The 23578-nt window shown below is 71.0% G+C and carries 19 protein-coding genes; 14 read left to right on the top strand and 5 right to left on the bottom strand.

Going from position 1 to position 23578, the window contains the following annotated elements; all coding sequences use genetic code 11:
- The first annotated feature begins 13 nt into the window (after positions 1 to 13).
- The 5 genes from ACPEEZ_RS14660 to eno all read left to right on the top strand — a co-directional run bounded on the left by ACPEEZ_RS14660 (position 14) and on the right by eno (position 3592).
- Positions 14 to 520, top strand: coding sequence for a universal stress protein (locus tag ACPEEZ_RS14660; protein WP_423920652.1), 507 nt, complete (start codon positions 14 to 16; stop codon positions 518 to 520).
- Positions 517 to 1263 carry a 2,3-bisphosphoglycerate-dependent phosphoglycerate mutase gene (locus ACPEEZ_RS14655; protein ID WP_423920649.1) on the top strand — a complete coding sequence of 249 codons (747 nt, stop codon included), beginning with the start codon at positions 517 to 519 and terminating at the stop codon, positions 1261 to 1263. The genes ACPEEZ_RS14660 and ACPEEZ_RS14655 overlap by 4 nt, the downstream gene beginning before the upstream one ends.
- The gene (locus ACPEEZ_RS14650) at positions 1260 to 1763 is read left to right on the top strand and encodes a CrcB family protein (RefSeq protein ID WP_423920646.1); all 504 of its coding nucleotides are present in this window, start codon (positions 1260 to 1262) and stop codon (positions 1761 to 1763) included. The genes ACPEEZ_RS14655 and ACPEEZ_RS14650 overlap by 4 nt, the downstream gene beginning before the upstream one ends.
- A complete protein-coding gene (locus ACPEEZ_RS14645) occupies positions 1760 to 2131 on the top strand; it encodes a fluoride efflux transporter FluC (protein WP_423920643.1) in 372 nt (123 codons plus the stop codon). Before ACPEEZ_RS14650 ends, ACPEEZ_RS14645 begins: the two co-directional genes overlap by 4 nt.
- Positions 2132 to 2257: 126 nt before the next feature.
- The gene (gene eno / locus ACPEEZ_RS14640) at positions 2258 to 3592 is read left to right on the top strand and encodes a phosphopyruvate hydratase (protein WP_423920641.1); all 1335 of its coding nucleotides are present in this window, start codon (positions 2258 to 2260) and stop codon (positions 3590 to 3592) included.
- On the opposite strand, the gene ACPEEZ_RS14635 is transcribed toward eno, so the two are convergent.
- The gene (locus ACPEEZ_RS14635; protein ID WP_423924296.1) at positions 3577 to 4503 is read right to left on the bottom strand and encodes a LysR family transcriptional regulator; all 927 of its coding nucleotides are present in this window, start codon (positions 4501 to 4503) and stop codon (positions 3577 to 3579) included. The genes eno and ACPEEZ_RS14635 overlap by 16 nt on opposite strands.
- Positions 4504 to 4573: 70 nt before the next feature.
- Here ACPEEZ_RS14635 and ACPEEZ_RS14630 point away from each other — a divergent pair, with 70 nt between their 5' ends.
- Positions 4574 to 5731 (top strand): TDT family transporter, encoded by a 1158-nt coding sequence (locus tag ACPEEZ_RS14630; RefSeq protein WP_423920638.1) that lies wholly within the window; start codon positions 4574 to 4576, stop codon positions 5729 to 5731.
- A complete protein-coding gene (locus tag ACPEEZ_RS14625; protein ID WP_423920636.1) occupies positions 5728 to 6315 on the top strand; it encodes a uracil-DNA glycosylase in 588 nt (195 codons plus the stop codon). The genes ACPEEZ_RS14630 and ACPEEZ_RS14625 overlap by 4 nt, the downstream gene beginning before the upstream one ends.
- Positions 6316 to 6423: 108 nt before the next feature.
- Here the strand turns inward: ACPEEZ_RS14625 and ACPEEZ_RS14620 are convergent, their stop codons facing one another.
- Positions 6424 to 7575, bottom strand: coding sequence for a LacI family DNA-binding transcriptional regulator (locus ACPEEZ_RS14620; protein ID WP_423920633.1), 1152 nt, complete (start codon positions 7573 to 7575; stop codon positions 6424 to 6426).
- 100 nt (positions 7576 to 7675) lie between these two features.
- Between ACPEEZ_RS14620 and ACPEEZ_RS14615 the strand changes: the two genes are divergently transcribed.
- From ACPEEZ_RS14615 to ACPEEZ_RS14590, 6 genes are all read left to right on the top strand, one after another.
- Positions 7676 to 8980, top strand: a complete 1305-nt coding sequence (locus ACPEEZ_RS14615) for an ABC transporter substrate-binding protein (RefSeq protein WP_423920630.1) — start codon at positions 7676 to 7678, stop codon at positions 8978 to 8980.
- Complete coding sequence (locus ACPEEZ_RS14610) at positions 8977 to 9927, top strand: carbohydrate ABC transporter permease (protein WP_423920627.1); 951 nt, start codon at positions 8977 to 8979, stop codon at positions 9925 to 9927. Before ACPEEZ_RS14615 ends, ACPEEZ_RS14610 begins: the two co-directional genes overlap by 4 nt.
- A 9-nt stretch (positions 9928 to 9936) precedes the next feature.
- A complete protein-coding gene (locus tag ACPEEZ_RS14605; protein ID WP_423920624.1) occupies positions 9937 to 10755 on the top strand; it encodes a carbohydrate ABC transporter permease in 819 nt (272 codons plus the stop codon).
- A gap of 109 nt (positions 10756 to 10864) precedes the next feature.
- Positions 10865 to 14080 (top strand): hypothetical protein, encoded by a 3216-nt coding sequence (locus ACPEEZ_RS14600; RefSeq protein ID WP_423920621.1) that lies wholly within the window; start codon positions 10865 to 10867, stop codon positions 14078 to 14080.
- 335 nt (positions 14081 to 14415) lie between these two features.
- The gene (locus tag ACPEEZ_RS14595) at positions 14416 to 15483 is read left to right on the top strand and encodes a magnesium and cobalt transport protein CorA (RefSeq protein ID WP_423920619.1); all 1068 of its coding nucleotides are present in this window, start codon (positions 14416 to 14418) and stop codon (positions 15481 to 15483) included.
- Between the two features lie 473 nt (positions 15484 to 15956).
- Positions 15957 to 18059: a choice-of-anchor G family protein gene (locus ACPEEZ_RS14590; protein WP_423920616.1), complete on the top strand. Its 2103-nt coding sequence runs from the start codon at positions 15957 to 15959 to the stop codon at positions 18057 to 18059.
- A 208-nt stretch (positions 18060 to 18267) separates the two neighbouring features.
- Here the strand turns inward: ACPEEZ_RS14590 and ACPEEZ_RS14585 are convergent, their stop codons facing one another.
- Positions 18268 to 18969, bottom strand: a complete 702-nt coding sequence (locus ACPEEZ_RS14585) for a hypothetical protein (RefSeq protein WP_423920614.1) — start codon at positions 18967 to 18969, stop codon at positions 18268 to 18270.
- A gap of 499 nt (positions 18970 to 19468) precedes the next feature.
- Positions 19469 to 19594 carry a hypothetical protein gene (locus ACPEEZ_RS14580; RefSeq protein ID WP_423920611.1) on the bottom strand — a complete coding sequence of 42 codons (126 nt, stop codon included), beginning with the start codon at positions 19592 to 19594 and terminating at the stop codon, positions 19469 to 19471.
- A gap of 228 nt (positions 19595 to 19822) precedes the next feature.
- On the opposite strand from ACPEEZ_RS14580, the gene ACPEEZ_RS14575 reads away from it, so the two are divergent.
- Positions 19823 to 21715 carry a BCCT family transporter gene (locus ACPEEZ_RS14575; RefSeq protein WP_423920608.1) on the top strand — a complete coding sequence of 631 codons (1893 nt, stop codon included), beginning with the start codon at positions 19823 to 19825 and terminating at the stop codon, positions 21713 to 21715.
- Positions 21716 to 21924: 209 nt separating this feature from the next.
- On the opposite strand, the gene ACPEEZ_RS14570 is transcribed toward ACPEEZ_RS14575, so the two are convergent.
- Positions 21925 to 23535: a serine/threonine-protein kinase gene (locus ACPEEZ_RS14570; RefSeq protein ID WP_423920605.1), complete on the bottom strand. Its 1611-nt coding sequence runs from the start codon at positions 23533 to 23535 to the stop codon at positions 21925 to 21927.
- Positions 23536 to 23578: the final 43 nt, after the last annotated feature.

Genomic DNA, 23578 nt, shown 5'->3' with positions numbered 1-23578 from the left:
GTAGGGAGATGTCATGGTCGAATCGGGCACTGTCGGTGTTGTCGTGGTCGGTGTGCAGCCAGGCCAGGTGCACGACGTCGTCGGCGTTGCGGCTGCTGTCGCTGACCGGTTCGGCGCGGCGCTGGTGTGTGTCGTCGTCGATCCGGCATTGCTGTCCGCGGGGATGCGTGCGGACGGGTCGGAGATCATCGAACAGATCGACCCGGACACGGCGGACAGCGATCCGCGGCAGCTGCCCGACGATGACGTAGGGCTCATTCGCGAGCTTGCTGGAGCGCGGTTCGTCGACGCGGAGATCGTCTCCCGGGTCGGGGATCCGGGTCGCGCACTGGCCGCGGTGGCGGAGGAGCGTGATGCGGTGATGATCGTGGTCGGGTCGCAGACCGGCCGACGCCGGATCGCGGAACTGCTCGATGGGTCCGTCGCAGCGCACCTGACCCATCACCAGCACCGGCCGGTGCTGGTCGTCCCGCATGAACCGGTCGGCCTCACCGTCCTCCGACCTTCGGATGCCCCGTGACGGGCACGCTGATGCTCCTGCGGCATGGGGAGAGCACCGCGAACGAAGCTGGCACCTTCACCGGTCTCCTCGACGTCCCGCTCACGCCCCGCGGGGAGCGGCAGGCATCTGCGGCGGGACGGCTCCTGCGGTCGGACCACATCAGGCCGGACATCGTGGTCACCTCGACACTGCGCCGAGCCGTCCGCACTGCCGAGATACTCTGTGAAGTCCTCGGGACGCAGGTGCCCACGGACGCGGTGTGGGAGCTCAACGAGCGCAACTACGGCGCCCTGACCGGGATGACGAAAACCGACGCCCGCCACACACTCGGTGATGACGCGTACGTACGGCTCCGCAGATCCCGTACCGGCACACCACCGCCCATGTCACCGCAGCTACTGGAGACGTTGCGGTCAAGCGCGGCGCTGCATGATCTGCCGGAGGGCGCCCTCCGACCTACTGAGGCGCTTTCGGACGTCATCGATCGGGTCCGCCCCGTGCTGCAGGACCGGCTCCTGCCGATGGTGCGGGCAGGGCGGCGCGTCCTCGTCGTCGCGCACGGGAACTCGCTCCGCGCACTCTGCGCCTGCATCGACGGCCTCACCGACCCGGAGCTCGAGAAGCTCAACCTGCCAACCGGGCAACCCCTGCAGTACCACCTCGCTGCCACAGGTGCCCTCGTCCCGCGTGGTGGGGCGTTCCTCGATCCGGTAGCAGCACAGCACGCCGCGGCGCTGGTCGCGGCAGAAGGCGGAACATGACCACCCGAACGGACACCACGATGCCCGATGACCAGCTCCCCTCCGACCCCGACGTCGACGTCGCCGACCCGTCAGCAGCGATGCGGCCGGTGCATCTGCGCTGGCGGTACGTCGGCCTCGTCGCGCTCGGTGGGGCCGCCGGTACCGCCCTCCGCGACGTCATCAGCAGCGCGCTCCCCGCCGATGGCGGGGTGAGTTGGTCGATCTTCTGGATCAACGTCACCGGAGCGCTGGCCCTCGGTGCGCTGTTGGAAGCGCTCGCCCATCGTGGGCCCGATGCCGGCCGGCGACGGGTGCTGCGGCTGCTCCTCGGCACGGGGGTCCTCGGCGGGTTCACCACCTACAGCACCCTCGCCGAGTCCACCGCCGCCCTGTTCCTGGACGGGCACGGACTCGGCGGCACCGGCTACGCGCTCCTGACCGTCTTGTCGGGCGCGATCGCGACCGCGGTCGGTCTCGTCGTCGCTGGCTGGTTCCGTCCCCGAAGGGAGGAAGCATGAACGTCGCCCTCATCCTCGCCGTCGCCCTCGGCGGGGGCATCGGCGCTGCCGGCCGGTTCCTCCTCGACGGCCTGATCAACACCGGCCGGGAGTTCCGGCTCCCCCTCGGCACGTTGACGATCAACATCACCGGGTCGCTGCTGCTCGGACTCCTCGTCGGCGCCGCCACCCACCTCGGAGCGTTGCCCGCTGCGGTTCTCGGCACCGGGATGATGGGCGGCTACACCACGTTCAGCACCGCCAGCTTCGAAACCGTCCGCCTCGCCCGCAGCGGCCGGATCACCGCAGCCGCGATCAACGGTCTCGGGATGCTCGTCGTCTCCGTCGCCGCCGCGACCGCCGGCATTCTTCTCGGCGCCACCCTGTGACCATCTGACCGCCAGCAGGTCGTCTCTCGGCGTCCCAGGGGCATCCCCGCAACCACACCCCAGCCCGACGCATGACCCAACCCAACCGAACCGAACCGAACCGAACCGAACCGAAGGAGCGTCACCATGAACGACTACATCAGCGGCACTCACCACCACGGAGCCCACCAGGGTGAGTACGTCACCCACCACGACCACCCCGTCACCATCGACGCCGTCCACGGCACCCGCATCCTCGACTCCCGCGGCTACCCGACGGTCCGTGTGTTCCTCGAGCTGGACGACGGCCGCACCGTCACGGGGGACGCCCCCGCGGGCGCATCCACCGGCGCCCACGAAGCCGGCGAGCTCCGTGACGGCGGTTCCGCGTTCGGCGGCCGTGACGTCACTCAGGCGCTCAACCTGATCGACACCGACATCGCGGGCCTCCTCACCGGCCGGTCCTGGTCGGCGATCGGGCAGATCGACGCTGCCCTCGCTGAACTCGACGGCACCACCGGGTACCGTCGGCTCGGCGCGAACAGCGTCGTCGCCACCTCGATCGCCGCATCCCGGGCCCTCGCCCACGCCGCGGACCTCCCGCTCTGGCAGTGGATCGCAGAGATCACCGGCTCGACGCCGCGGATGCCGGTGCCGCACTTCAACGTCCTCAACGGCGGCGCGCACGCAGCGAACAAGCTGGACTTCCAAGAGTTCATGATCGCCCCCGTGAACGCCGGCTCGATGGCCGACGCCGTCCGTATCGGCGCGGACGTCTACCACGCCCTCTCGACCCTGGTGCGGGACCGGTTCGGCAGTCTCGGCCTCGGCGACGAGGGCGGCTTCGCACCGTCCATCGCCGCGCCCGAGGAAGCGCTCGACCTGCTCGTCACCGCGATCCGCACGGCCGGCAACGAGCCGGGTGTCGATCAGGTGGCGATCGCCCTCGACCCGGCCGCGAACGAGTTCTTCCAGGGCGCCGGCTCGTACCGGATGCTCGACGACAGCCTCGACCAGGACGGGCTGGTCGACTACTACCGGCACCTGGTCGACGCGTATCCGATCCGCAGCATCGAAGACGGGTTCGCGGAGGACGACCACGAGGGGTTCCGCCGCATGCAGGCAGCGCTCGGCGACCGGATTCAGATCGTCGGCGACGACCTCTACGTCACCGACCCGCAGCGCATTCGGGAGGGCGGCGAGCAGCACCTGACGAACGCGGCACTGATCAAGCCGAACCAGATCGGCACCGTCTCCCAGACGCTCGGCGCGATCGCCACCGCCACCAGCATCGGGATGGCCAGCATGGTCTCCCACCGTTCCGGCGAGACCACGGACACGTTCATCGCGGACCTCGTCGTCGGGACCGGCACCGGGCAGCTCAAGTCCGGCGCACCCGCCCGCGGGGAACGCGTCGCGAAGTACAACCGGCTCACCGAGATCGCCGAGCAGCACCCGGAGCTGCCCTACGGACTGATCTGACCGCCGGTGTCTGAGCCGCGAGCGGTGTCCAGGAACGCCTTGACGGCGGGCCCTGGGGGGCCAGACCAGATCGCACGCAGCGACCGGATCAGTGGCGGGCCGAGCAGCGGTACCCGGACGAGGGCACCGTCGGCGAGGTCACGACCGACGGTGCGCAGACTCATCACCGCCGGCGCGATGCCCGCTCGAGCGTTGGCGCGAATGATGCCCGTCGTCTCCAGTACCGCGGCTGGCGGAACCAGGGTACGTCCCGCATCGTCGAGCCACGCCTCGACCGTGGCGCGGGTGCCGGACCCTTCCTCGCGGAGCAGCAGCGGCGTCTCCGCGAGGTCGGCCGCGGTGATGCCCGGGCTGTGCGCCCACGGATGGTGCGGGGCGACGACGACCACGAGTTCGTCCTCGGCGACCACGAGCGAGGAGAGGTCAGGTTGCGCGGCAGGAGTCTCCGTGAACCCGACGTCGGCAGCGCCGGATCGAACGAGGTCGATCACAGCGGCGGAGTTGCCCGCGATCAATCGCACCGACGCATCGGGCGCGGCAGCCCGGTGGTCGAGCAGCCATCCGGGCAGGAGGAGCTCGGCGATCGTCTGAGACGCTGCGACCACGAGGTGTCCCGCCGGTTCCTTGAGCGCGGCGACCCCCGCTTCGAGTCGCTGCGACGCCTCCAAGACCGGAACGGCGAGACCGAGTACCACCCGCCCAGCATCGGTCAGAGCGGTCCCGGATGCCGTCCGGTGCGCCAGCGGCTGACCGATGGCTTGTTCCGCGGCACGCAAGCGCGCAGACACCGCCTGCTGTGTCACCCCCAACACGTCGGCCGCGCGGGTCAACGACCCGGTGTCCGCGACGCGGACGAGGACCTCGAGGGTATCGAGGTCTAGTGTTCGGTCCGTCAACCGCCGCAGTGCCACAAGCAACCATTGTGCCCCGCCAATGAGTTCGCCGTTCCCGAACCAGGGGGGACAGGCGCACGATGGGTGCATGTCCGCTCACCTCGCCCACGCACCCGCAACGTCCGAGCATGTCGTGGGAGAACGGCGATTGTTCCGAGAGCTGGAGCGGCCTGGCCTGATCGTGTCGAACCTGACCCCGAACTGGTTCGCGTCGATCATGGGGACCGGGATCGTCGCCGTCGCCGCTGCGTCGTTGCCGTTGCAGTTCCCAGGGCTCCGGTTCGCGGCGACGGTGGTGTGGGCGGTCGCCGCGGTCCTGCTCGTCGCCCTCACGGTTGCGACGGTGCTGCACTGGGTCCGCTACCGCAGCACCGCCGCCAAGCACCACCTGCACCCGGTGATCTCGCACTTCTACGGGGCCCCGCCGATGGCGTTCCTCACCGTCGGTGCCGGCACGATCCTCCTCGGCAAGGACTGGATCGGTCTGAGCGCGGCCGTCACCGTCGACTGGGTCCTCTGGACCATCGGCACCATCGGCGGCCTGCTCACAGCGGTCCTCGTGCCGTACCTGGCGTTCACCCGTCACGAGAACAAGCCCGATTCCGCGTTCGGCGGCTGGCTGATGCCGATCGTCCCGCCGATGGTGTCCGCCTCCACCGGCGCCCTCCTCCTGCCGTACGCCCCCGCCGGTCAGGCGCGCGAGACCCTGCTCTGGTCCTGCTACGGCTTCTTCGGCCTCAGTCTCATCACGTCGCTGGTCGTGATCACGTTGATCTGGAACCGACTCGCGCAGCACAAGATCGGCGCCGCAGGCATGGTCCCGACCCTGTGGATCGTCCTCGGCCCCGTCGGGCAGTCGATCACCGCCGTGAACCTGCTCGCCACGAACGCCCCCACCGTCATCGACGCCTCCACCGCCCACGCGCTCCTCGTCGTCGCGCTGGTGTACGGCTTCGCGATGCTCGGCTTCGCGCTGCTGTGGACGGTCATCGCCCTCGCCATCACGGTCAGGACCGCCCGAGAGCACTTGCCCTTCAGCCTGACATGGTGGTCGTTCACGTTCCCCGTCGGCACCTGCGTCACCGGCCTCAACGGCCTGGCCCTGCACTCCGGGCTCACCGTCGTCGCGGTCCTCGCCGTCGTCTACTACGCCGGCCTCGTCGCCGCATGGATCACCGTTGCCGTCCGCACGTTCCACGGCTCGGTCATCCGCGGCGCACTCCTCGCGCCACCACAGCCGGCATGAGCACCGCCGACGAGCTCGCGGACGTTCGATTGCTGAACGCCCTCGCCGAGACATGGCGAACCGCGCCCGACGGCTCACGACGGTTCGTCCCGAGCTTCGACCCACGATCCGGCGGCACCTCCAGCCGTGTGCTGGTCCTCATGCAGTCACCGGGCCCCCAGACGATCGCGGCAGCGCATACGGCGATCTGCAGCGAGGACAACCCGGGCCCGACCGCGACGGCGTTCCGAGCAGCCCGGATCGAATCCGGACTCGCACGCAACGAGTACCTCCGCTGGAACCTCATCCCGTGGGAGATCCCCGGCCGCGTACGACCAGCTGACATCGACGAGGGGCGACATGCCCTCGGAGCGCTGCTCGAGGTGCTCCCCGTGCTCGACGCCATCGTCACGTACGGGACCGCCGCCCTCGACGGAGTCATGCGGCACCTCACCCTGGACGAGCACCCCCGGCTCATACCCGTCGTCGCAGCACCACATCCCTCTCCCGCCAATGGCCGCCACCGCTCGGAACAACAACGACGCTCCGTGCAAGCGCTTCGGCTCGCCTCCGAGTGCCGACGAGGGGCCGAGCCGTTTCGTTAGGCGATCGCCTCTCGAGACGCCTCGGTAGTCCGTGCCGGCACGCGTCACGCGATCGACCCACCGGCCGAACGAGCGCCTGAACGGGGCGAGCGGGCGGAGCCGCGTCGGTCAGTGGTCGACGAGGTGCACCGGCAGCTCGACGAGCCGCGGCGCCGCGTCCGAGGCCGAGCCGTCGAGTCGGCCGAGGAGCATCTCGGCCGCGATCCGACCGAGCTCGGCGGGATCGTGGTCGACCACGGACAGCGGCATCGGCGCCATGTCGGCGAACTCGAACGAGTCGAAGCCGAACAGCCGCACCGGCGGCGCCGGCAGCTTCGCACCGGCACCGGCACCGGCACCGGCACCGGCACCGGCACCGGCACCGGACCCGGAACCGGAACCGGAACCGGCCCCGGCTCGCCGCGTGATGGCCCGGATCACCCCGATGCTGATGCGGTTGTTCGCTGCGAACACGGCGGTCGGGGGGTCGGAGTCGTCGAGCAGCGCGTTGGTCGCGGCCTCCGCCGCCGCGGCGTCCTGCAGCCCGAGGGTGACGAGCGCCGGGTCGAGCGGCACGTCGCGCTCGCGGTGCGCCGCCGTAAAGCCATCGAGGCGGCGCTGGCCGGTCGAGACCGTCACCTTGTTGCCGAGGAAGGCGATGCGCCGATGCCCCTCGGCGAGCATGGTCGTGGTCGCCTCGAACGCGCCGCGCACGTCGTCGAGCAGGACGACGTCCGCCTCCAGCCCGTCCATGGCGCGGGACGCCAGCACGAGGGGTGTGCCGCGGAGGCGCTCGGCCGAGAACGGCGCCGGGTCCTGCCCCACGGGCACGACGACGAGCCCCTCGACCTGTCGCCCGAGGAAGTCGGCGAGCAGCTGTCGCTCGAGTGCCGCGTCCTCGTTGGTCGTGCCGACAAGGATGCGCCGCCCGGTCGCCGCGACGACCTGCTCGATGCCCTGCACCATCGCCGCGTAGTACGGGTTCGCGATGTTCGTGATCATGACGCCGACGAGGCCCGAGCGCTGGCCGGGGCGCAGGCTGCGGGCGTTCTCGTTGCGGTGGTAGCCGGCCTCGGCGATGACCCGCTCGACGTGCTCGCGCAGCGCGGGTCGCACGTTCTTGCCGCCCGAGAGCACGCGCGAGACGGTCATCGGGCTGACCTCGGCGGCTCGGGCGATGTCCTTGACGGTGAGCTGCGAGCCGCGGCCCGAGCCCGTCGCCGGGTCGGTGCGGGCACCGACGTCGTTGCCGGTAGGCGGTGGTTCTGCCGATGCCGTCATGCTCCAGGTATACAGGACACGGCCTGTTGTCCAGGGGCGCGGATGGTGTTACCTTCTGGTTGGTAACGTTATCAATTCGACGATGAATGGATGAGCACGGATGGACCACTCGAACTCGGGTCGGCTCGACATGACACGCCGCTCCGCCCTCGCCCTGGGCGCCACCGGCCTGCTGACCGCCGTGCTCGCGTCCTGCGCGCGGGGCACCGACACCCTGCCGTCGCCCGCTGGCGTCGTGACCCTGAACAGCGACAACCCGACCTGGGGCCCCGGCTACGCGGCCGCCTCGAAGGTGCTCGACAAGCGCATCGGCGAGCGCATCCAGTCGCGGTCGATCGCGAGCGTGAACAACTACACGCAGGTGATCCGCATGACGGCGCAGACCGACAGCAGCACCGACCTGATCAAGTGGACGAACGGCTACCGCCTGCAGGACATCGCGCGCGCCGACATCCTCACCGACCTCAACGGCGTCTGGGACGACGTGATCGCGAAGGGCTGGGTCGACCCGGCGCAGCGGGAGTCGTTCTCGTACCGGGGCAAGGCCTACGGCGTGCCGCTCTACAAGAGCTACTACGCGGTCGTCTACAGCAAGAAGGCGTTCGCCGAGAACGGCATCGAGGTGCCGACCACGTTCGACGAGCTGCTCGCCGCCGCCGCGACGCTGAAGGCGGCGGGCATCGTGCCGATCCACTCGCCGGGCGCCAACACGTGGGAGTCCGAGATCTGGTTCATGCAACTGCTCGCCTCGATCGACCCCGAGTACTACCAGGCCGTCACGACGAACAAGGCCAGCTACCTCGACGCACCCGCCGCGAAGGCGATGGACGTCTGGTCGGACATGTACGCGCAGGGACTCTTCTCGGCCCCGGACGTGACGTCGAACGATCTGCCCGGCCTCGTGAAGAAGGGCAGCTTCGGCATGATGCTCTACGGCACCTGGTTCGCGAACTCGATGCTCGCGGCGGGGCTGACCGACGCCGATCTCGGGTTCTTCCGCGTGCCTCCTTACGAGTCGTCGACCGAGCAGGCCGTGGTCGTCGAGAGCGGCTCGCTCTCGGTGCCGGTCAAGGCGCATCGCCATCGCGAGGCCGTCGACGTCGCTGCCAACTGGCTGGCGACGGACGTGCAGGAGGCGTGGGTCGGCTTCCTGGGTGACACCAGTCCCAACCCCGCGGCCCTTCCGAAATCGGACCTCGTCACGGCGCTCGCGACCGAGGTCGCCGCCTCCAAGCCCGTGCAGCTCACGCGCTACTGGGAGGCCTCGCCGACGCCGTTGATCGAGGGCAACGTGCAAGACCTCGGGTCGTTCATGGTCAACCCGTCGAAATCGAACGGCACGGCGACGCTCCGATCGATGCAGGCTCGGGCCACGACCGAGTGGAAGACCTGGAACGCCGCATGAGCAGCCTGACGCAACCCGCCGCCGTCCTCGACCCCGTCGAGCGGACCGAACCGGTCGCCCCGGCGACCCGGCCCGCCGCACGCCGCTCGTGGGGCTCACGTCTCGCGGCCGCCGGGTTCCTCGCCCCGGCGATCGCGCTCGTCACGGTGCTGATCGTGGCGCCGTTCGTGTTCACGATCTACCGCAGCTTCTTCGACGACAACGGCTTCACCCGGCGTTGGATCGGGCTCGACAACTACACGGCGCTGTTCACGAGCCAGGTGTTCTTCCAGTCCCTGCTGAACACCCTGATGTGGGTCGTGGGCACGCTCGTGCTGCCGGTCGGCATCGGTCTCGCGATCGCGGTCGCCACGTGGAAGCTGAAGCTCGGCGCCGTCGCCCGTTTCGCGATCGTGCTGCCGTACGCGATCTCGGGCTCGGCCACCGCCGTCGTGTGGACGTTCATGCTGTCGACCGACGGCGGCCTCGACACGATCCTCGAGGCGTTCGGCCTCGACGGGCTCGTCGCCCAGTGGCTGCTGCAGTGGCCCCTCAACACGGTCATGATGATCGTCGCGACGACCTGGCAGGCGACCGGCGCCTGCGTGATCCTCTTCCTGGTGGGCCTGCAATCGATCCCGCCGAACACGCTCGAGGCCGCCCAGATCGACGGCGCCTCGGGCTGGCGCCTGTTCTGGAGCGTGACGTTCCCCCAGCTCCGCCCGATGACCGTCGTCGTGATCGGCATCTCGATCGTCGGCAGCCTCAAGGTCTTCGACCAGGTGCTGCTGCTCACCAACGGCGGCCCGGGCACCGCCTCCGAGACGCTCGCGCTCACGATGTACCGCGAGACGTTCACGCTGTCGCGCTACGGCTCGGGTGCGGCGGTCGCCGTCTTCCTGACCGTGGTCGTCGTGGTCGCCTCGTGGGCGTACCTCCGTCGTCAGCTCCGACCGAACCAGCTCTGAGAGGAACCCATGACGAAGACCTCCCGCCGTGTCCTCGCGCTCGTCCTCACGGTCGTGTCGCTGATCTGGCTGATCCCGTCGTACCTGCTGATCGTCAACGCCTTCACACCCGGCGACGAGTACACCGGCACACCCACCTGGTGGCCGACCTCGGGGGCGCTGCTGCAGAACATCCAGACGGCGTTCGCCAACGCCAACGTCGGCCAGGGCATGCTGAACAGCCTGCTCTACTCGGTCGTCGGCGCCGGGGCGGCCGTGTTCATCGCCGCACTCGCGTCGTTCGCGGTCACGATCATGCCGCTCAAGCGGCCGACGCTCTGGTTCTGGCTGATCTACGTCGGCACGATCCTGCCGCTGCAGGCCTTCCTGTCGCCGCTGTTCACCGGCTATGCCGCCGCCTCCCTGTTCGACACCCAGTACGGCATGCTGCTCGTCTACGTCGCGCTGACCATCCCGTTCGCGTTCTTCGTCGTGCGGGGTCACATGACCGGCCTGCCCGGCGAGATCCGCGAGGCGGCGTCGCTCGACGGGGCCGGCTGGGTGCGGATGTTCTTCCGCATCCACCTGCCGCTGTCGGTCAGCGCATTGCTCGCGGCGTTCGTGTTCCAGTTCACCTGGATCTGGAACGACCTGCTGTTCGGCCTCACCCTGTCGACCAGCTCGAACATCCGGCCGGTCATGGCGACCCTCGCCGACCTGACGGGTAACTACTCGACGTTCGGGCCGCCGGTCGCGTTGGCCGGCGCGCTCGTCGCGTCGCTGCCGACGATCGTCGTGTTCTTCGCGTTCCAGCGGTTCTTCGGTCGCGGGTTGAACCCGACCGCGTGACCCGCGCCTGCTGGCCCGCCTGCGGGGCCGCGCCTCCTCGGAGGCCGACCCGCGCCTCCTCCGCTTTCCATCCCTCGCCGCCCGCACCCCCGACGGAGTATCCACAGTCATGACCACCCCCGCCCTCATCGCCGCCCAGCCCTGGTCTCACCTCGAGGCCCGCGACGGGCTCATCGACCGCGCCCTCGTCGCCACCGCGGCGATCGGCGGCGCGCGCGTCCGCGTGCTGCCCGAGCCGCTCAAGACGACCGTGGACGGGGTCGCGGTGCAGAGTGTCCGGCTGCTCCTCGACGATGCCGAGACGGCGGCGCGGGCGACCGTGGCGTCGCTGACGGCGGCCTCGGCCACCGGGCTCGGGGAGGACGGCGGGCTCGTGCTCGGCACCGCCCCCGCGCCCGACGCCGCGTCGGTGCGCCTGCTCGTGCGCGAGGTCGCCGAGCCGACCGAGGTGACGCTCGCCGTGCCCGGTCTCGGCGCCGAGACGGTCACGTTCACGCTGCTGCCCCAGCGCGACTGGTCGGTGCACGTCGTCCACCACTCGCATTTCGACTTCGGCTACACCGACCCGCAGGCGACGGTGATCGCCGAGCAGCGGTCGTACCTCGACTCGGCGGTCGAGCTCGCCGGTCACACGGCCGACTGGCCCGAGGAGGCGCGGTTCCGGTGGAACGTCGAGGCCCTGTGGGCGTTCGTCGACTGGGAGAAGCACCGCCCGGCCGCGGACGTCGCCGAGTTCGTCCGGCTCGTCAAGGAGGGCTCGATCGGCCTCAGCGCGATGCCGTTCAACCTGCACACCGACACCTGCTCGACCGACGAGCTGCACGAGCTGATGCGGGAGGCGCGGCGCATCCGCGACCGGTACGGCATCGAGTTCACGACGGCGATGCAGACCGACGTGCCCGGTCAGGTGGCCGGTCTGCCCGACGCGCTGAGCGAGGTCGGCGTCGACTACCTCGCCGTGGCGCACAACTGGGCGGGGCGCTCGCAGCCGCACACGAGCGGCGCGCTGAACCTGCCGCGGATGTTCCGCTGGCGGACCCCGGCGGGCAACTCGGTGCTCGTCTGGATGACCGACAGCCCGCACGGACTGGCCTACATGGAGGGGCCGATGGTCGGCCTCACCGAGTCCTACGAGTCGGCGGAGGCGCTGCTGCCCGCGTACCTGACGGCGCTCGCGACGCGCGGCTATCCCTTCCCTCCCGGGGTGTTCGGCGCGCACGGCGAGCAGACGGAGGGGCGCGACGGCTACCCGTGGGACGTGCTGCACCTGCGCACCCAGGGGTTCATGGGCGACAACGGCCCGGCGCGCTCGCACCTGTCGGAGACGGTCCGGCGCTGGAACGAGACCTGGACCTCGCCGACCCTGCGCGTCTCGCGCAACGAGGACTTCTTCGCCGAGGCCGACGCGAAGTACGGCGACGACCTCGTCACGGTCGAGGGTGACTGGGGCGACTGGTGGGTCGAGGGCGTCGGCTCGGCGGCGGTGCCGCTGGCATTGACGCGGGAGGCGCAGGCGACGGTCACCGACGCGCGCTCGTTCTCGCAGGCGGCCGCGTGGCTCGGCGGCGAGGCGGTGCCGACCGAGAGGCGTGACGCCGACGCGGCCTACGACGCGATCTCGATGTTCAACGAGCACACCTGGGGTGCGAGCAACTCGTGGACGCACGGCGACGAGGGCTACGACTCGGGCGAGTTGCAGTGGCAGTGGAAGGTCTCGCAAGGCATCGCCGCGCATCAACGCAGCGCGGACCTGGCCGAGCACGCGCTCGTGTACCTCGCGTCGACGGTGGTGCCGGCGGCCGACTCGCTCGCCGGGCTCGTCGTCGCGAACGCGTCGGGACTCGCCCGCACCGGTGTGGTGCGCCTCCTGCTCAAGGAGTCCACGGTGCCGCTCGACCAGGCGGTCGAGCTGCGCGACGGACGCACCGGACGCGTGCTGCCGCACACGGTCGAGCCGCAGTCGAACTCGCTGCACCGCGAGTCGGGGCGCTGGCTGGGCGTGCAGGTGCGGGACGTGCCGGCGTTCGGGTTCGTGCGGGTGGACGTCGTGGCGGCGGGCGCGGGTGCAGGTGCGGCTGCCGGCGCTGGTGCTGGTGCTGCGGGTGCGCCGGCGGACGCGCCCGTCGTGCACGCGCTCGACACGACGCCGCGTCGCGAGCTGCTCACGCTCGAGAACGAGCACCTGCGGGTCGAGGTCGACGAGCAGACGTCGTCGATCCGGTCGATCGTCGAGCTCGCCACGGGCCGCGAGCTCGTCAACGACGGCTCGGTCGCGGGCTTCAACGCGTACGTCTACGACGAGTACGGCTCGTCGGGAGCGGGCGTGAACCACCTCGCGAACAAGCTCTCGGTCTCGGACCGCCTCGAACTGCTCGCCTCTCGCTCGGTCGGCGGCGCGGCCGTCGTCGTGGAGCGGGTGACCGACGCCGTCGAGCAACGCCTCGTCTACGAGTTCGCCGCGGCCGGGGTCGACTCGGTGCGGGTCACGCTGCGGCTGCGTCACGGCGAGCCCCGGCTGCTGATCGCGAACCGGCTCGTCAAGCCGGTGACCCGCGTCAAGGAGAGCGCGTTCTTCGCCTTCCCGTTCGCCGCGGCCGAGCCCGTGCTGCACTTCGAGGTCTCGGGCGGCGTCACCGGCGACGGCATCGCGCACATCCCGGGGGCGCCCCAGCACATGCGGGCGATCCGCAACTGGGTCACGATCGCCGACGCCGAGGAGGCGGTGGTCTGGGTCACGAAGGACGTCCCGCTCGTGCAGCCGGGCACCATCTCGCTGCCGTACGCGCCGTTCCCGCCGAGCACGAGCCCGTTCGAGCCCGCGACGATCTTCTCGTGGGTGCACAACAACGTGTGGGACACGAACTTCCCGATCGAGCAGGGCTTCACCGCGACGTTCGAGTACGCGGTGGGCGTGCGCTCGCGGCGCGACGAGCCGATCGAGGCCGTCGCCGTCGCGACGACCGCCGACCTCGTGCGGCCGCTGGGCGCGGTGTCGGCACGGGGGCGCCGTGCGGAGGCGGGCGCGGACGCAGGCGACGGGGCGGGTGCGCGGGCCTCGGCCGAGTTGCTCACGCTCGACGACCCGCGCGTCCAGCTCGTGTCCGTGGTGGCGGGGGCGGACGACGACACGTCGCTCGTGCGTCTGCAGTCGTTCGCGGACGAGCCGGTCACGGTCACGCTCGCGGTCGGGACGTCCGTCGTCTCGGCCGAGCGCGCCTCCTCCCTGGGGGACCCGCGCGGAGCACTCGCCGTCACCGACGGCTCGCGCGTCGCGGTGTCGCTGCAGCCGTTCGAGGTCGCCGCCGTCGCGATCCGCCGCCGCTGACCCGCGCCTCGCGCCGGTGTCGTGTGCCGTTCGCGTCATCGTGTCGTGTCGGTGCACGACACGATGCCGCGAACGCGACACGACGCGACCCGAGGAGGCGCGGTGCCGGCCCCGGGGACCCGGCCCGCACCTCCTCATGGTCGCCTGGGCTAGCATCGGGTCGGCCCGCTGCGGGCCGAGACGACCGAAGGCAGGTGATGTGCTCGATGAGTGATGATCATGAACACATCGGCGCACCTGCTGACCCGGGCGCGCCCCTGACGTTCTGACGTCCTCGCCGCGCCTTCGGGTGCGGCTCGGCACGACCTCGCCTCCTGCACGAACAGGAGACCCCCATGTCGCTGATCGACAACGGCATCTACCTCGACGGGCGCCGCATCGCGACCCCGACCGACCTCGCCGGCACCTTCGCCGCGCTCGAGTCGACGGCGGGAGGCATGGCCTGGATCGGCCTGCTCCGCCCCGACGAGGCCGAGTTGACGGCCGTCGCGGACGAGTTCGACCTGCATCCGCTCTCGGTCGAGGACGCGCGCAAGGGGCATCAGCGCGCCAAGCTCGAGCGATACGGCGACACCCTGTTCGTGGTGCTGCGGCCCGCCTGGTACGACGAGAAGAACGAGGTCGTCGAGTTCGGCGAGGTGCACGTGTTCACCGGGCCGCAGTTCGCGGTGACCGTCCGGCACGCGAGCCGTCCCGACCTGGCCGCCGTGCGCCGTCGCCTCGAGCAGGACCCGGAGGCGCTGGCCACCGGGTCGGAGATCGTCCTGGCCGCGATCCTGGACGAGATCGTCGACGGCTACACGCCCGTCATCAACGGCGTCCAGGACGACATCGACGAGATCGAGGACGACCTCTTCGACGGCCAGGTCGACCCCGACTCGTCCAAGCGCATCTATCAGCTGCTGTCCGAGGTGATCGGGTTCCAGAGAGCGGTCAGCCCGGTGCCCGACATCGTGCGGGCCCTGCTGCGCGGTGCGCACAAGTACGGCACCGGCGACGACGTGCAGAACCAGCTCCGCAACGTGCTCGACCACGCCCTGCGGATCGTCGAGCGCGTCGACACCTTCCGCGCGCTGCTCGAGAACGCGCTCACGCTGCACTCGACGCTGGTGACGCAGGAGCAGAACGAGGCGATGCGCCGCATGACGAGCGCCAGCCTCGCCCAGGGCGAGGAGAGTCGCCGCCTCGCGCACCAGTCCATGGCGCAGGGCGAAGAGGTGAAGAAGATCTCGGCCTGGGCCGCGATCCTGTTCGCACCGAGCCTCGTGTCGGGCATCTACGGCATGAACTTCGAGAACATGCCCGAGTTGCACTGGCACCTCGGCTACCCGTTCGCGCTCGGACTCATGCTGGCGCTCAGCGTCGTGCTGTTCGTGACCTTCCGCCGGAGGCACTGGCTCTGACCTCGCGCTCGTGGGATGTCACGATGTCACCAGAATAGGGGTGGAGAAGTCGGTGTCCCACCGCGTAGGGTTCTGCGCAAGACACAGCGCGGAACGGTCGGTCCTCACCACACCGACTCGACCCGCGATCGCTTAACCACCGATCGCGGTCTCCGCGCCGGCGCCTGGGGGCGTCCGTGTCGCCGGAAGGATCAGGATGCGAATCGACGATGGACTGCGCGCGCCGACACGGCTGCGTGCTCCCGAAGCGGCCCCGCCGCGCGGTGCGTCGCGCCATCGCCGATTCGCCCCCTGCGCCGGCCCAGCCCCGAGTCTCGAGGGGGTGAGGTCCTCCGGCTGACGCACACCGCGCCTCCTGACGTCGTCGACGTCCGCGTGCGCACACCCGACTCCGGGCCGTTGACCAGCGGCCTGTCGACTCTCGCTCGACGAGAGGGATCAGTGACGGACCCGTCCGTCAGAAATGAGTACACATGTCTTCACAGCACCCTGCGCGGCTCGCGCGGGTCGGGGCCGTCACGGCGGTCTCGGTTCTCCTGATCGCGGTCTCGGCCATCCCGGCCCAGGCCGTCCCCACCGACGTGACCGAGGCCGAGGGGCGTCTGCTCTCGGGCTCGAGCGCCGTCGACCTCGACACGATCGCCGAACTCGCGGGCGCCTACTCGGCGACCGGGGCCGATCGTGCCGCGGACTCGTCCGTCGACCCGCTCGACCTGACGGCGCTGCAGGCGTTGCAGCTCGACCTCGGCAACGGCGTCCAGCTCTTCGGCGACCAGGGCCTCGTGACCCTCGGGGTCGACGGGCAGTACTCCTCGACGGATGCGTTCGGCAGTGTCGCCGCCTCCGGCCTGATCGGCGCGGACGGCAGCATCGCCGTCGGGACCGGCGCCCCCGGCGAGGGAGCATCGGTCGACCTCGCCCCGCTGCTGACCGGGCTCGGCGTCGACGACGTCGTGAGCCAGCTCGGTCTCGAGCTCGGGGCACTCTCGGCGCAGGCGACCGCCCAGCGCACGTTCGGCGACCCGACCGTCACCACCGACTACCAGGTGGCCTCGGCGAACCTCGACGTCACGAGCCCCCTGCTCGCCGACCTCGTCGCCGACCTGAACACCGCACTCGGGACCGCGAGCGACGGCGTCAACGGGGCCATCGGCGCCGACGGCGCGCTCGACGGTGCCGGCACCGCGCTCACGGCTCCGCTGACCACGCTGGTCAACGGCCTCGGTGCGGGCGCCCTCGTCGTCGACCAGCCGACCGTCACGGCCACCGTGGACGTCGACCTCCAGGAGGCGCTGGCCAGCGTCACCGAGGGAACCTTCGTCAGCGGCCCGGTCACCATCGACCTCGCGGCGGGCACGATCGTCGTCGACATCGCCGAGCTGCAGTCGCTCAACGACCAGCCTGCCAACACGGTGCTGCTGCAGAGCGACGTGCTCAACCAGCAGATCACCGAGGCGATCAGCGACATCCTGACGAACCAGCTGCCGACGGCGCTCACCACCGCCGTCTCGAACACGCTCGACGCGACGGCGCTGACCGTCGACATCGACGCGGCCGCCTCGCTGCTCGGAGCACCGTTCGGCGGACTGGCCGTCTCGGTCGACACGACGCTCGGCGACCTCGTGGGTGGCACGACCACCGCCGCGGATGTCACCGTCACGCCGACCGGAGGCCTCGCCCCGTTCGCGGCCGTCCTCACCCCGGCCGTCACGACGCTCGTCACCGACACCGCTCTGCCCGTCGTCGCCGCCGTGGTCGACCCGATCCTGACGGGGGCGGCGTTGACGACCCTGGAGGCGTCGGTCACCGATCTCGCGACGGCCGCGGTCACCGCCCTGTCGCCGATCTTCGACATCGTGAACCAGATCGTCCGCATCACGATCAACTCGCAGGTCGACCCCGGCTTCGCGGACCCCGCCGGGACGGACGCCGGCTCGACGACCGTCCGCGCGGTGCGCCTCGAGGTGCTGCCCGCCGTCGACCTGGCGACCATCGATCTGGCCAGCGCGACGGTGCGAGCCGCCGCGTTCGCCCCGATCGCGATCACCAGCCCGGCCAACGGCGCGCAGATCACGGTGCCGCAGGGTCAGACGACCACGGCGGTGCCGGTCACCGGCACGGCCGAGCCCGGTGCGACCGTCGTCGTCACGCTCGAGAACGGCACGTCGCCGCAGACCACGACCGCGGGGGCCGACGGCACCTGGGCCGTGATCTTCCCCGGAGTCGCGGCCGGTCAGCACACCGCCTCGGCGACGCAGACCGTCGCGGGCCTGTCGCAGGGCCCGGCCACGGTGCAGTTCACGCTCGTGCTGGCGGGCGTGCCCGGCGACCCGGGTACGCCGGGCAACCCCGGCACACCGGGCAACCCGGGTACGCCGGGCAACCCGGGTGGCAACAACCCCGGCGGCTCGGGCGGCGGTAACGGTGGCGTGAGCGGTCTGTACGGACCGCTGGCCTACACCGGCTCGGAGGCAATGCCCTGGATCGGCCTCGGCGGGCTGCTGCTCGCCGCGGGTGTCGGTCTGGTGCTGCTGCGCCGCCACCGCCTGAACGGGCTGCAGGGCCTGCAGGACTGAGGTCGAGTGGCCTGACGTGTCGCGAATGAGGCGTCGTGTCGTGCTCGTGCACGACACGACGCCTCTTTCGCAACAGGACGTGCGGTTTCGTCCGCTGGTGCTGGTGGCACGGAAAAACCCCACCCCGCGGTGCGGGATGGGGTTCCACCGGGACATGGGCCCGGCCTCGGAGAGGCCGGGCTCACGGCGTCGCCAGGGGTAGGGAAACCTACTTGGTGGCGACGGTGATCTTCGCGACGCCGACGAGCATCTCGGCCTTGACGGCGTCGGTCTTGAAGGTCTGGTTCAACAGGCCGGCCGCGTCCGAGGAGATGTGGACGGTGGTGCCTTCGAGGACGGCGTTGTCACCCTCCATCTGGAGGGGCTTGAGCGAGCCACCCCAGAGGTTGAACAGGTAGGCGTGGCTGGCCGCGGTCTGGCCGTTGACGATGACGTCGCCGTAGAGCTTGGAGGCGCCGGGGTCGATGTCGAAGTTCGTCAGCTCGACCTTGGTGTCGCCCGCGGTGAGGCTGAGGCCGGAGTTGTCGTGCTTGATGTCGCCCTGGACGTAGGGGCGGACGCTGCCGGAGGGGTCGTAGTAGTCGACGTTGCCGCCGGTGATGGGGAACGAGAACGTTCCGTTGGCGAACGTGGCGTTGCCGACGACACCCGGAGTCAGACCCAGCGTGGTGAGGGCGTCGACGAAGGAGGCGTCGACGGCGACCTGGGTGTCGACACCCTTGGACAGGTCGGGGAGCGAGGCCAGCGGGGTCGCGGCGGCCGACGGCTCGGACGACGCCGACGACGACGAACCCGAACCACTGGTGCTGTCGGAGTTCATCGAGCAGGCGGCGAGGCTGAAGGCCAGGGCTCCTGCGGCGACGATGCCGACGGTGGTCTTGGCGATGTTCTTACGCGTGAATGCGTTCATGATCAAACCTTTCGTTGTTCCCGGTGGGGATGTCAGTGGTTCGCCGCCCCCCGGGAATCCGATTGGTGCGTTACCCGACCGTGACCTGCGAGCGCGCCGGGCACCCGCACCGTGCCTCCCCGGGGGTCGGTTCGTCATGTGCGACCGAATGGCCTCGGCAGGGGCAGACACGCCGCTCACGAACCTCGTTGCGCGCCAGGACGGTCGCAAATTTGCGACCGTCCTGGCGAGCGGGCAGAAACCACGGGTCGCGGGGTCTCGCACCCGCAGCAAGCGCCCACTCGCGTGGGCGGCGCGGCGGGCACCAACTCGCCCCCCCGGGGAGGCGCGGTGCGGGCCGGGCGGACACCGCGCCTCCCGGGGTCGTGTCGCGTTCGCGGCATCGTGTCGCGCACGAGCACGACACGACGACGCGAAGGCCACACGACACCGGCCCCGGGCCGCGAGCGGGCAGAAAGCGCCCACTCGCGCGCGAGCTCGAGCCGCACCCGCCCCGCGCTCAGCCCTTCTCGGCGCCGACCAGCCCGCGCACGACGTTCGTGAACGACAGCCGCACGCCGCTCAGCAGCGGGTAGACGGTGGAGACCGCGAACAGGGCCAGGGTGGGCACGTAGAGCAGGTTCATCCCGGCGCCTCGGAACCGGCTCGACCGCCGGATCACCCCGGATGGAGGCGGTTGGTCGGGTGGGCGGGCGACGGATCGGCGAGGTGCGACCAGCCGCGGCACGAGCTCTTCGAGGGCACCCTCGTGATCCGGCAGTCGTGCGGCTGCGAGCCCGTGCCGGCCTGACCTGGCTGCTCGACCCGCGCCTCCGCCCGGCCCCCACGGCCGCCGGCCGGGCACCATAGAGGCATGGCAATCACGAAACCGCCCGTGTCCGGCGCGCCCTCGGGCGCCTCGGGCGCGCCCGGTACCTCCGAGACCTCCGCCCCCCGCCTCCGCCGCTGGGTGTTCTGGCCCGCCGCCGTGATCGTGCTCGGCTTCGTCGCGTTCACCCTGATCGCCCCCGACACGGCCGAGTCGCTCGTGATGAGCCTGCAAGAGGGCATCGTCCGCAACTTCAGCTGGTACTACGTGCTCGCAGCCGCGTTCTTCGTCGGCTTCTCGATCTTCGTGGGCTTCAGCCGCTTCGGCACCATCAAACTCGGCAAGGACACCGACGAGCCCGAGTTCTCCACCGCCTCCTGGTTCTCCCTGCTCTTCGCGGCGGGCATGGGCATCGGTCTCGTGTTCTACGGCGTGTCCGAGCCGCTCAGCCACTTCGCGTCGCCGCGCCCCGGTGTCACCGGCAGCGAAGACCAACTCGCGCAGCAGGCCATGACGCAGACCTTCCTGCACTGGGGTCTGCACGCCTGGGGAATCTACGTCGTACTCGGGCTCGCGCTCGCCTACGCGATCCACCGTCGGGGCCGTCCGGTCTCGATCCGCTGGGCGCTCGAGCCGCTGCTCGGTCGTCGGGTGCGGGGCGGCTGGGGCAACCTCATCGACGTGATCGCGCTCGTCGGCACGCTGTTCGGTGTCGCGACGTCGCTCGGTCTCGGTGTCATCCAGATCGGGGCCGGCCTCGAGAGCGCGGGCATCGCCGAGAGCACGACCGTCAGCCAGATCGCGATCATCGCCGTCATCACGGCGCTGACCATCGTCTCGCTCGTGACCGGCGTCGCCAAGGGCATGAAGATCCTGTCGAACTTCAACCTGATCCTCGCCGCCGCACTGCTGCTGTTCGTGCTGATCGTCGGGCCGACGCAGTTCCTGCTGCGCGACTTCGTCCAGTCGATCGGCGCGTACCTGCAGAACGTCGTCGGCCTGTCGTTCAACGTCACGGCCCAGCAGGGTGCCGAGGGCGAGGCGTGGCAGGGCGCCTGGACGACGTTCTACTGGGGCTGGTGGATGTCGTGGGCGCCGTTCGTCGGCATCTTCATCGCGCGCATCTCGAAGGGCCGCACCGTGCGTCAGTTCGTGTTCGGCGTGCTGCTCGTGCCGACCGTCGTGACCTTCCTCTGGTTCGCCGTGCTCGGCGGCGCCGCGATCCACCGCCAGACCGACGGCGCCGGCGGCCTCGTCGGAGCGGACGGCTCGGTCGACGTCGAGGGCTCGCTGTTCGCGCTGCTCGGCGGTCTGCCGGCCGGGACGGTGCTGACGTTCGGAGCGATCCTGCTGATCGGCGTGTTCTTCGTCACGTCGTCCGACTCGGGATCGCTCGTCATGGCGATGATCTCGTCGGGCGGCGACATCGAGCCGAAGAACTGGCTGCGCGTCTTCTTCGCGCTCGTCACGGCGCTGCTCGCGATCGCGCTGCTCGTCGCCGGAGGCCTCGACGCGCTCAAGACGGCGGCGATCACGACCGCCCTGCCGTTCAGCGTCGTGCTACTGCTGATCTGCTGGTCGACGATCATCGCGTTCACCCGCGAGCGGAGGGCCTACGACAAGGCCGAGCGCGCCGTGCTGCTCGAGCACGTGGGCGAGTACTACGGCCTCGAGGTCGACGGGCCCGCCGAGGGCGGCGGCCTGCGCGGCGGACTGGCACGACCGTGGGAGGCGGTGCGACGACGGGTGCAGCGCGTCCGACCCGGCGGGGTCGGGTCGGGTGCCGCGGGGTCTGCGGGTGCGGACCCGTCTGGCTCCGGGGTGGACTCGACCCGTGCCTCCTCGGGGGAGCGCGCCTCGGCGGTCGACGCGGTGTCGGACGACCCGGCGCTCGACGGCGGGCTCGACGTGGAGCCGCGGGGCGACGGCGCGAGCTGACGCCGCGCGGGGTCGGCGTCGCACCTCGTTCTGATCAGCGCACCTCGCTAGAACGCGGTGCGTTGATCAGAACGCGGTGCGGGCGTGCTGTGAACCTCGTTCTGGCCAATGAACCTCGGTGTAGCGCGGTTTGTTGGCCAGAACGAGGTTCTGGGGAGTGCGGGAGTGCGGGAGCGCGGGAGCGCGGGAGGCGCGGCGTGCGACCGCGATCAGCCCGCGTTGCCTTTGCCGGGCTTGCCGCCGACTCCCGGGCCGACGCCGTTGCCCGGGTTGCCGATGCCGGAGTTGCCGGGAGCGTTGCCCGAGTTACCCGGCCCGACGACCGTGCCCGGAACGGTGCCGCTGCCGCTGCTGCCGCCGCTGCCGCCGCTACTCCCGCCGCCGGGCGTCGTGCCCGGCCCCGGGTCCGTCGTCGGGGCCGGATCGGTCGACGGCGAGCTGTCGTCGCTGGGCGAGGGGTCGATGTTCGGCGACGTCACGGGCTCGGACGGCTCGTCGCTCGACTCGTCGCGGGGTTCGGTCGTCTCGACCGAGGGCTCCGACGAGGGGCTGTCCGACACGGAGGGCGAGGTCGCCGGATCGGTGACCGGCGCCTCCTTCGGGTCGTCCGAGGCGAAGACCACGAGCGCGACGACGAGGGCGGCGACCGCGACCAGGCCGATGATGACGGCGGCGACGACTCCGCGGCGTCGGCGGCGAGCGGCCGGGTCGGCCGGCCGGGTGTCGTCGGCGACCGCGTCCCGGGCGAAGGCCGCGTCGTCACCCGCTCCGGCACCGACGAGGCCGGCACCCGCCGCGCCCCCAGCAGCGCCGGCACCGGCACCGGCAGCACCCGCGCCGTGCGTGCCGAGCACCCGCGTCGCCTGGTCGTCGGTCGGCAGGATGCGTGTCGCGGTGTCGGGTGCGTCCGGCAGCAGTGCCGTCGCCGAAGGGTCGACGCCCGCCGCGGCCACGGCCAGGCCGGCGACCGTGGCGTCGGGCTCGTCCGGGCGGCCGAGTCGATCGAGCACCTCGACGGCGGTCGGGCGGTCGGCGGGTTCGAGCGCGGTCATCGCGCCGAGCAGCGAGCGCCAGCGGTAGCCGAGCGTCGAGGGGAGATCGGGCGCGCGGGTCATCCGGGCGGCGAGGGTCTCGGCCATCGTGCCCGGGAACGCGGCCCGACCGGTGAGCGCCTCGAGCAGCACGAGGCCGAGCGAGTAGATGTCGGACGCGGACGTCGCCGGCTGCCCGCTCGGCTGCTCGGGGCTGAGATAGGCCGCCGTGCCGACGAGGGTGCCCGTGGCGGTGAGCTGGCTGGTGCGCTCCGTGAGCGAGGCGATGCCGAAGTCGGCGAGCTTCGCCTCGAACGGGCGGCTGGTCAGCGACGGAGGCCCGAGCAGGATGTTCGCCGGCTTGATGTCGCGGTGCACGATGCCGCGGTCGTGCACGACGTGCAGCGCCTCGGCCATGTCGGTGGCGAGGACGAGGGCGTCGGCCTCGGTCAACGGCGACTCGCGCAGGCGGTCGCCGAGCGACGGACCGTCGACGAGCTCCATCACGAGGTAGGTCTTCTCGACGCCGTCGATCACGGCGGTGTTCGCGTCGTAGAGCGTGACCAGACCGCGGTGGCTGAGCGAGGCCAGCACGAGGATCTCGGACCTCGTCCGCTGCACGGCGGCCGGGTCGGCCTCGAGCGGCGACAGGATCTTGACGGCGACGGGGCGACCGAGGGCGGTGTCGACGCCGCGGTACACGGTGGACATGCCGCCGCGACCGAGCGTGTCGGTGAGGCGGTAGCGCCCGGCGATCAGGCCGTCGGCGTCGGAAGCAGGAAAGTCCATGGCCCGCCGAAGCCTACCGGGCGGCCGTGGACGCCGTCCGAGC

This window comes from Frigoribacterium sp. 2-23, from assembly GCF_049601585.1.
Lineage (GTDB): Bacteria > Actinomycetota > Actinomycetes > Actinomycetales > Microbacteriaceae > Frigoribacterium.
The sequence above is the reverse complement of the archived record's forward strand: the minus strand, read 5'-3'. Positions and strand labels throughout refer to the sequence as shown.

Coding starts and splice junctions, on each gene's coding strand:
- ACPEEZ_RS14595 (WP_423920619.1), top strand. CDS start 14,416: ATGTCGCTGATCGACAACGGCATCTACCTCGACGGGCGCCGCATCGCG.
- ACPEEZ_RS14590 (WP_423920616.1), top strand. CDS start 15,957: ATGTCTTCACAGCACCCTGCGCGGCTCGCGCGGGTCGGGGCCGTCACG.
- ACPEEZ_RS14620 (WP_423920633.1), bottom strand. CDS start 7,575: ATGACGGCATCGGCAGAACCACCGCCTACCGGCAACGACGTCGGTGCC.
- ACPEEZ_RS14610 (WP_423920627.1), top strand. CDS start 8,977: ATGAGCAGCCTGACGCAACCCGCCGCCGTCCTCGACCCCGTCGAGCGG.
- eno (WP_423920641.1), top strand. CDS start 2,258: ATGAACGACTACATCAGCGGCACTCACCACCACGGAGCCCACCAGGGT.
- ACPEEZ_RS14580 (WP_423920611.1), bottom strand. CDS start 19,594: ATGAACCTGCTCTACGTGCCCACCCTGGCCCTGTTCGCGGTCTCCACC.
- ACPEEZ_RS14630 (WP_423920638.1), top strand. CDS start 4,574: ATGTCCGCTCACCTCGCCCACGCACCCGCAACGTCCGAGCATGTCGTG.
- ACPEEZ_RS14600 (WP_423920621.1), top strand. CDS start 10,865: ATGACCACCCCCGCCCTCATCGCCGCCCAGCCCTGGTCTCACCTCGAG.
- ACPEEZ_RS14625 (WP_423920636.1), top strand. CDS start 5,728: ATGAGCACCGCCGACGAGCTCGCGGACGTTCGATTGCTGAACGCCCTC.
- ACPEEZ_RS14645 (WP_423920643.1), top strand. CDS start 1,760: ATGAACGTCGCCCTCATCCTCGCCGTCGCCCTCGGCGGGGGCATCGGC.
- ACPEEZ_RS14660 (WP_423920652.1), top strand. CDS start 14: ATGGTCGAATCGGGCACTGTCGGTGTTGTCGTGGTCGGTGTGCAGCCA.
- ACPEEZ_RS14575 (WP_423920608.1), top strand. CDS start 19,823: ATGGCAATCACGAAACCGCCCGTGTCCGGCGCGCCCTCGGGCGCCTCG.
- ACPEEZ_RS14615 (WP_423920630.1), top strand. CDS start 7,676: ATGGACCACTCGAACTCGGGTCGGCTCGACATGACACGCCGCTCCGCC.
- ACPEEZ_RS14570 (WP_423920605.1), bottom strand. CDS start 23,535: ATGGACTTTCCTGCTTCCGACGCCGACGGCCTGATCGCCGGGCGCTAC.
- ACPEEZ_RS14605 (WP_423920624.1), top strand. CDS start 9,937: ATGACGAAGACCTCCCGCCGTGTCCTCGCGCTCGTCCTCACGGTCGTG.
- ACPEEZ_RS14650 (WP_423920646.1), top strand. CDS start 1,260: ATGACCACCCGAACGGACACCACGATGCCCGATGACCAGCTCCCCTCC.
- ACPEEZ_RS14585 (WP_423920614.1), bottom strand. CDS start 18,969: ATGAACGCATTCACGCGTAAGAACATCGCCAAGACCACCGTCGGCATC.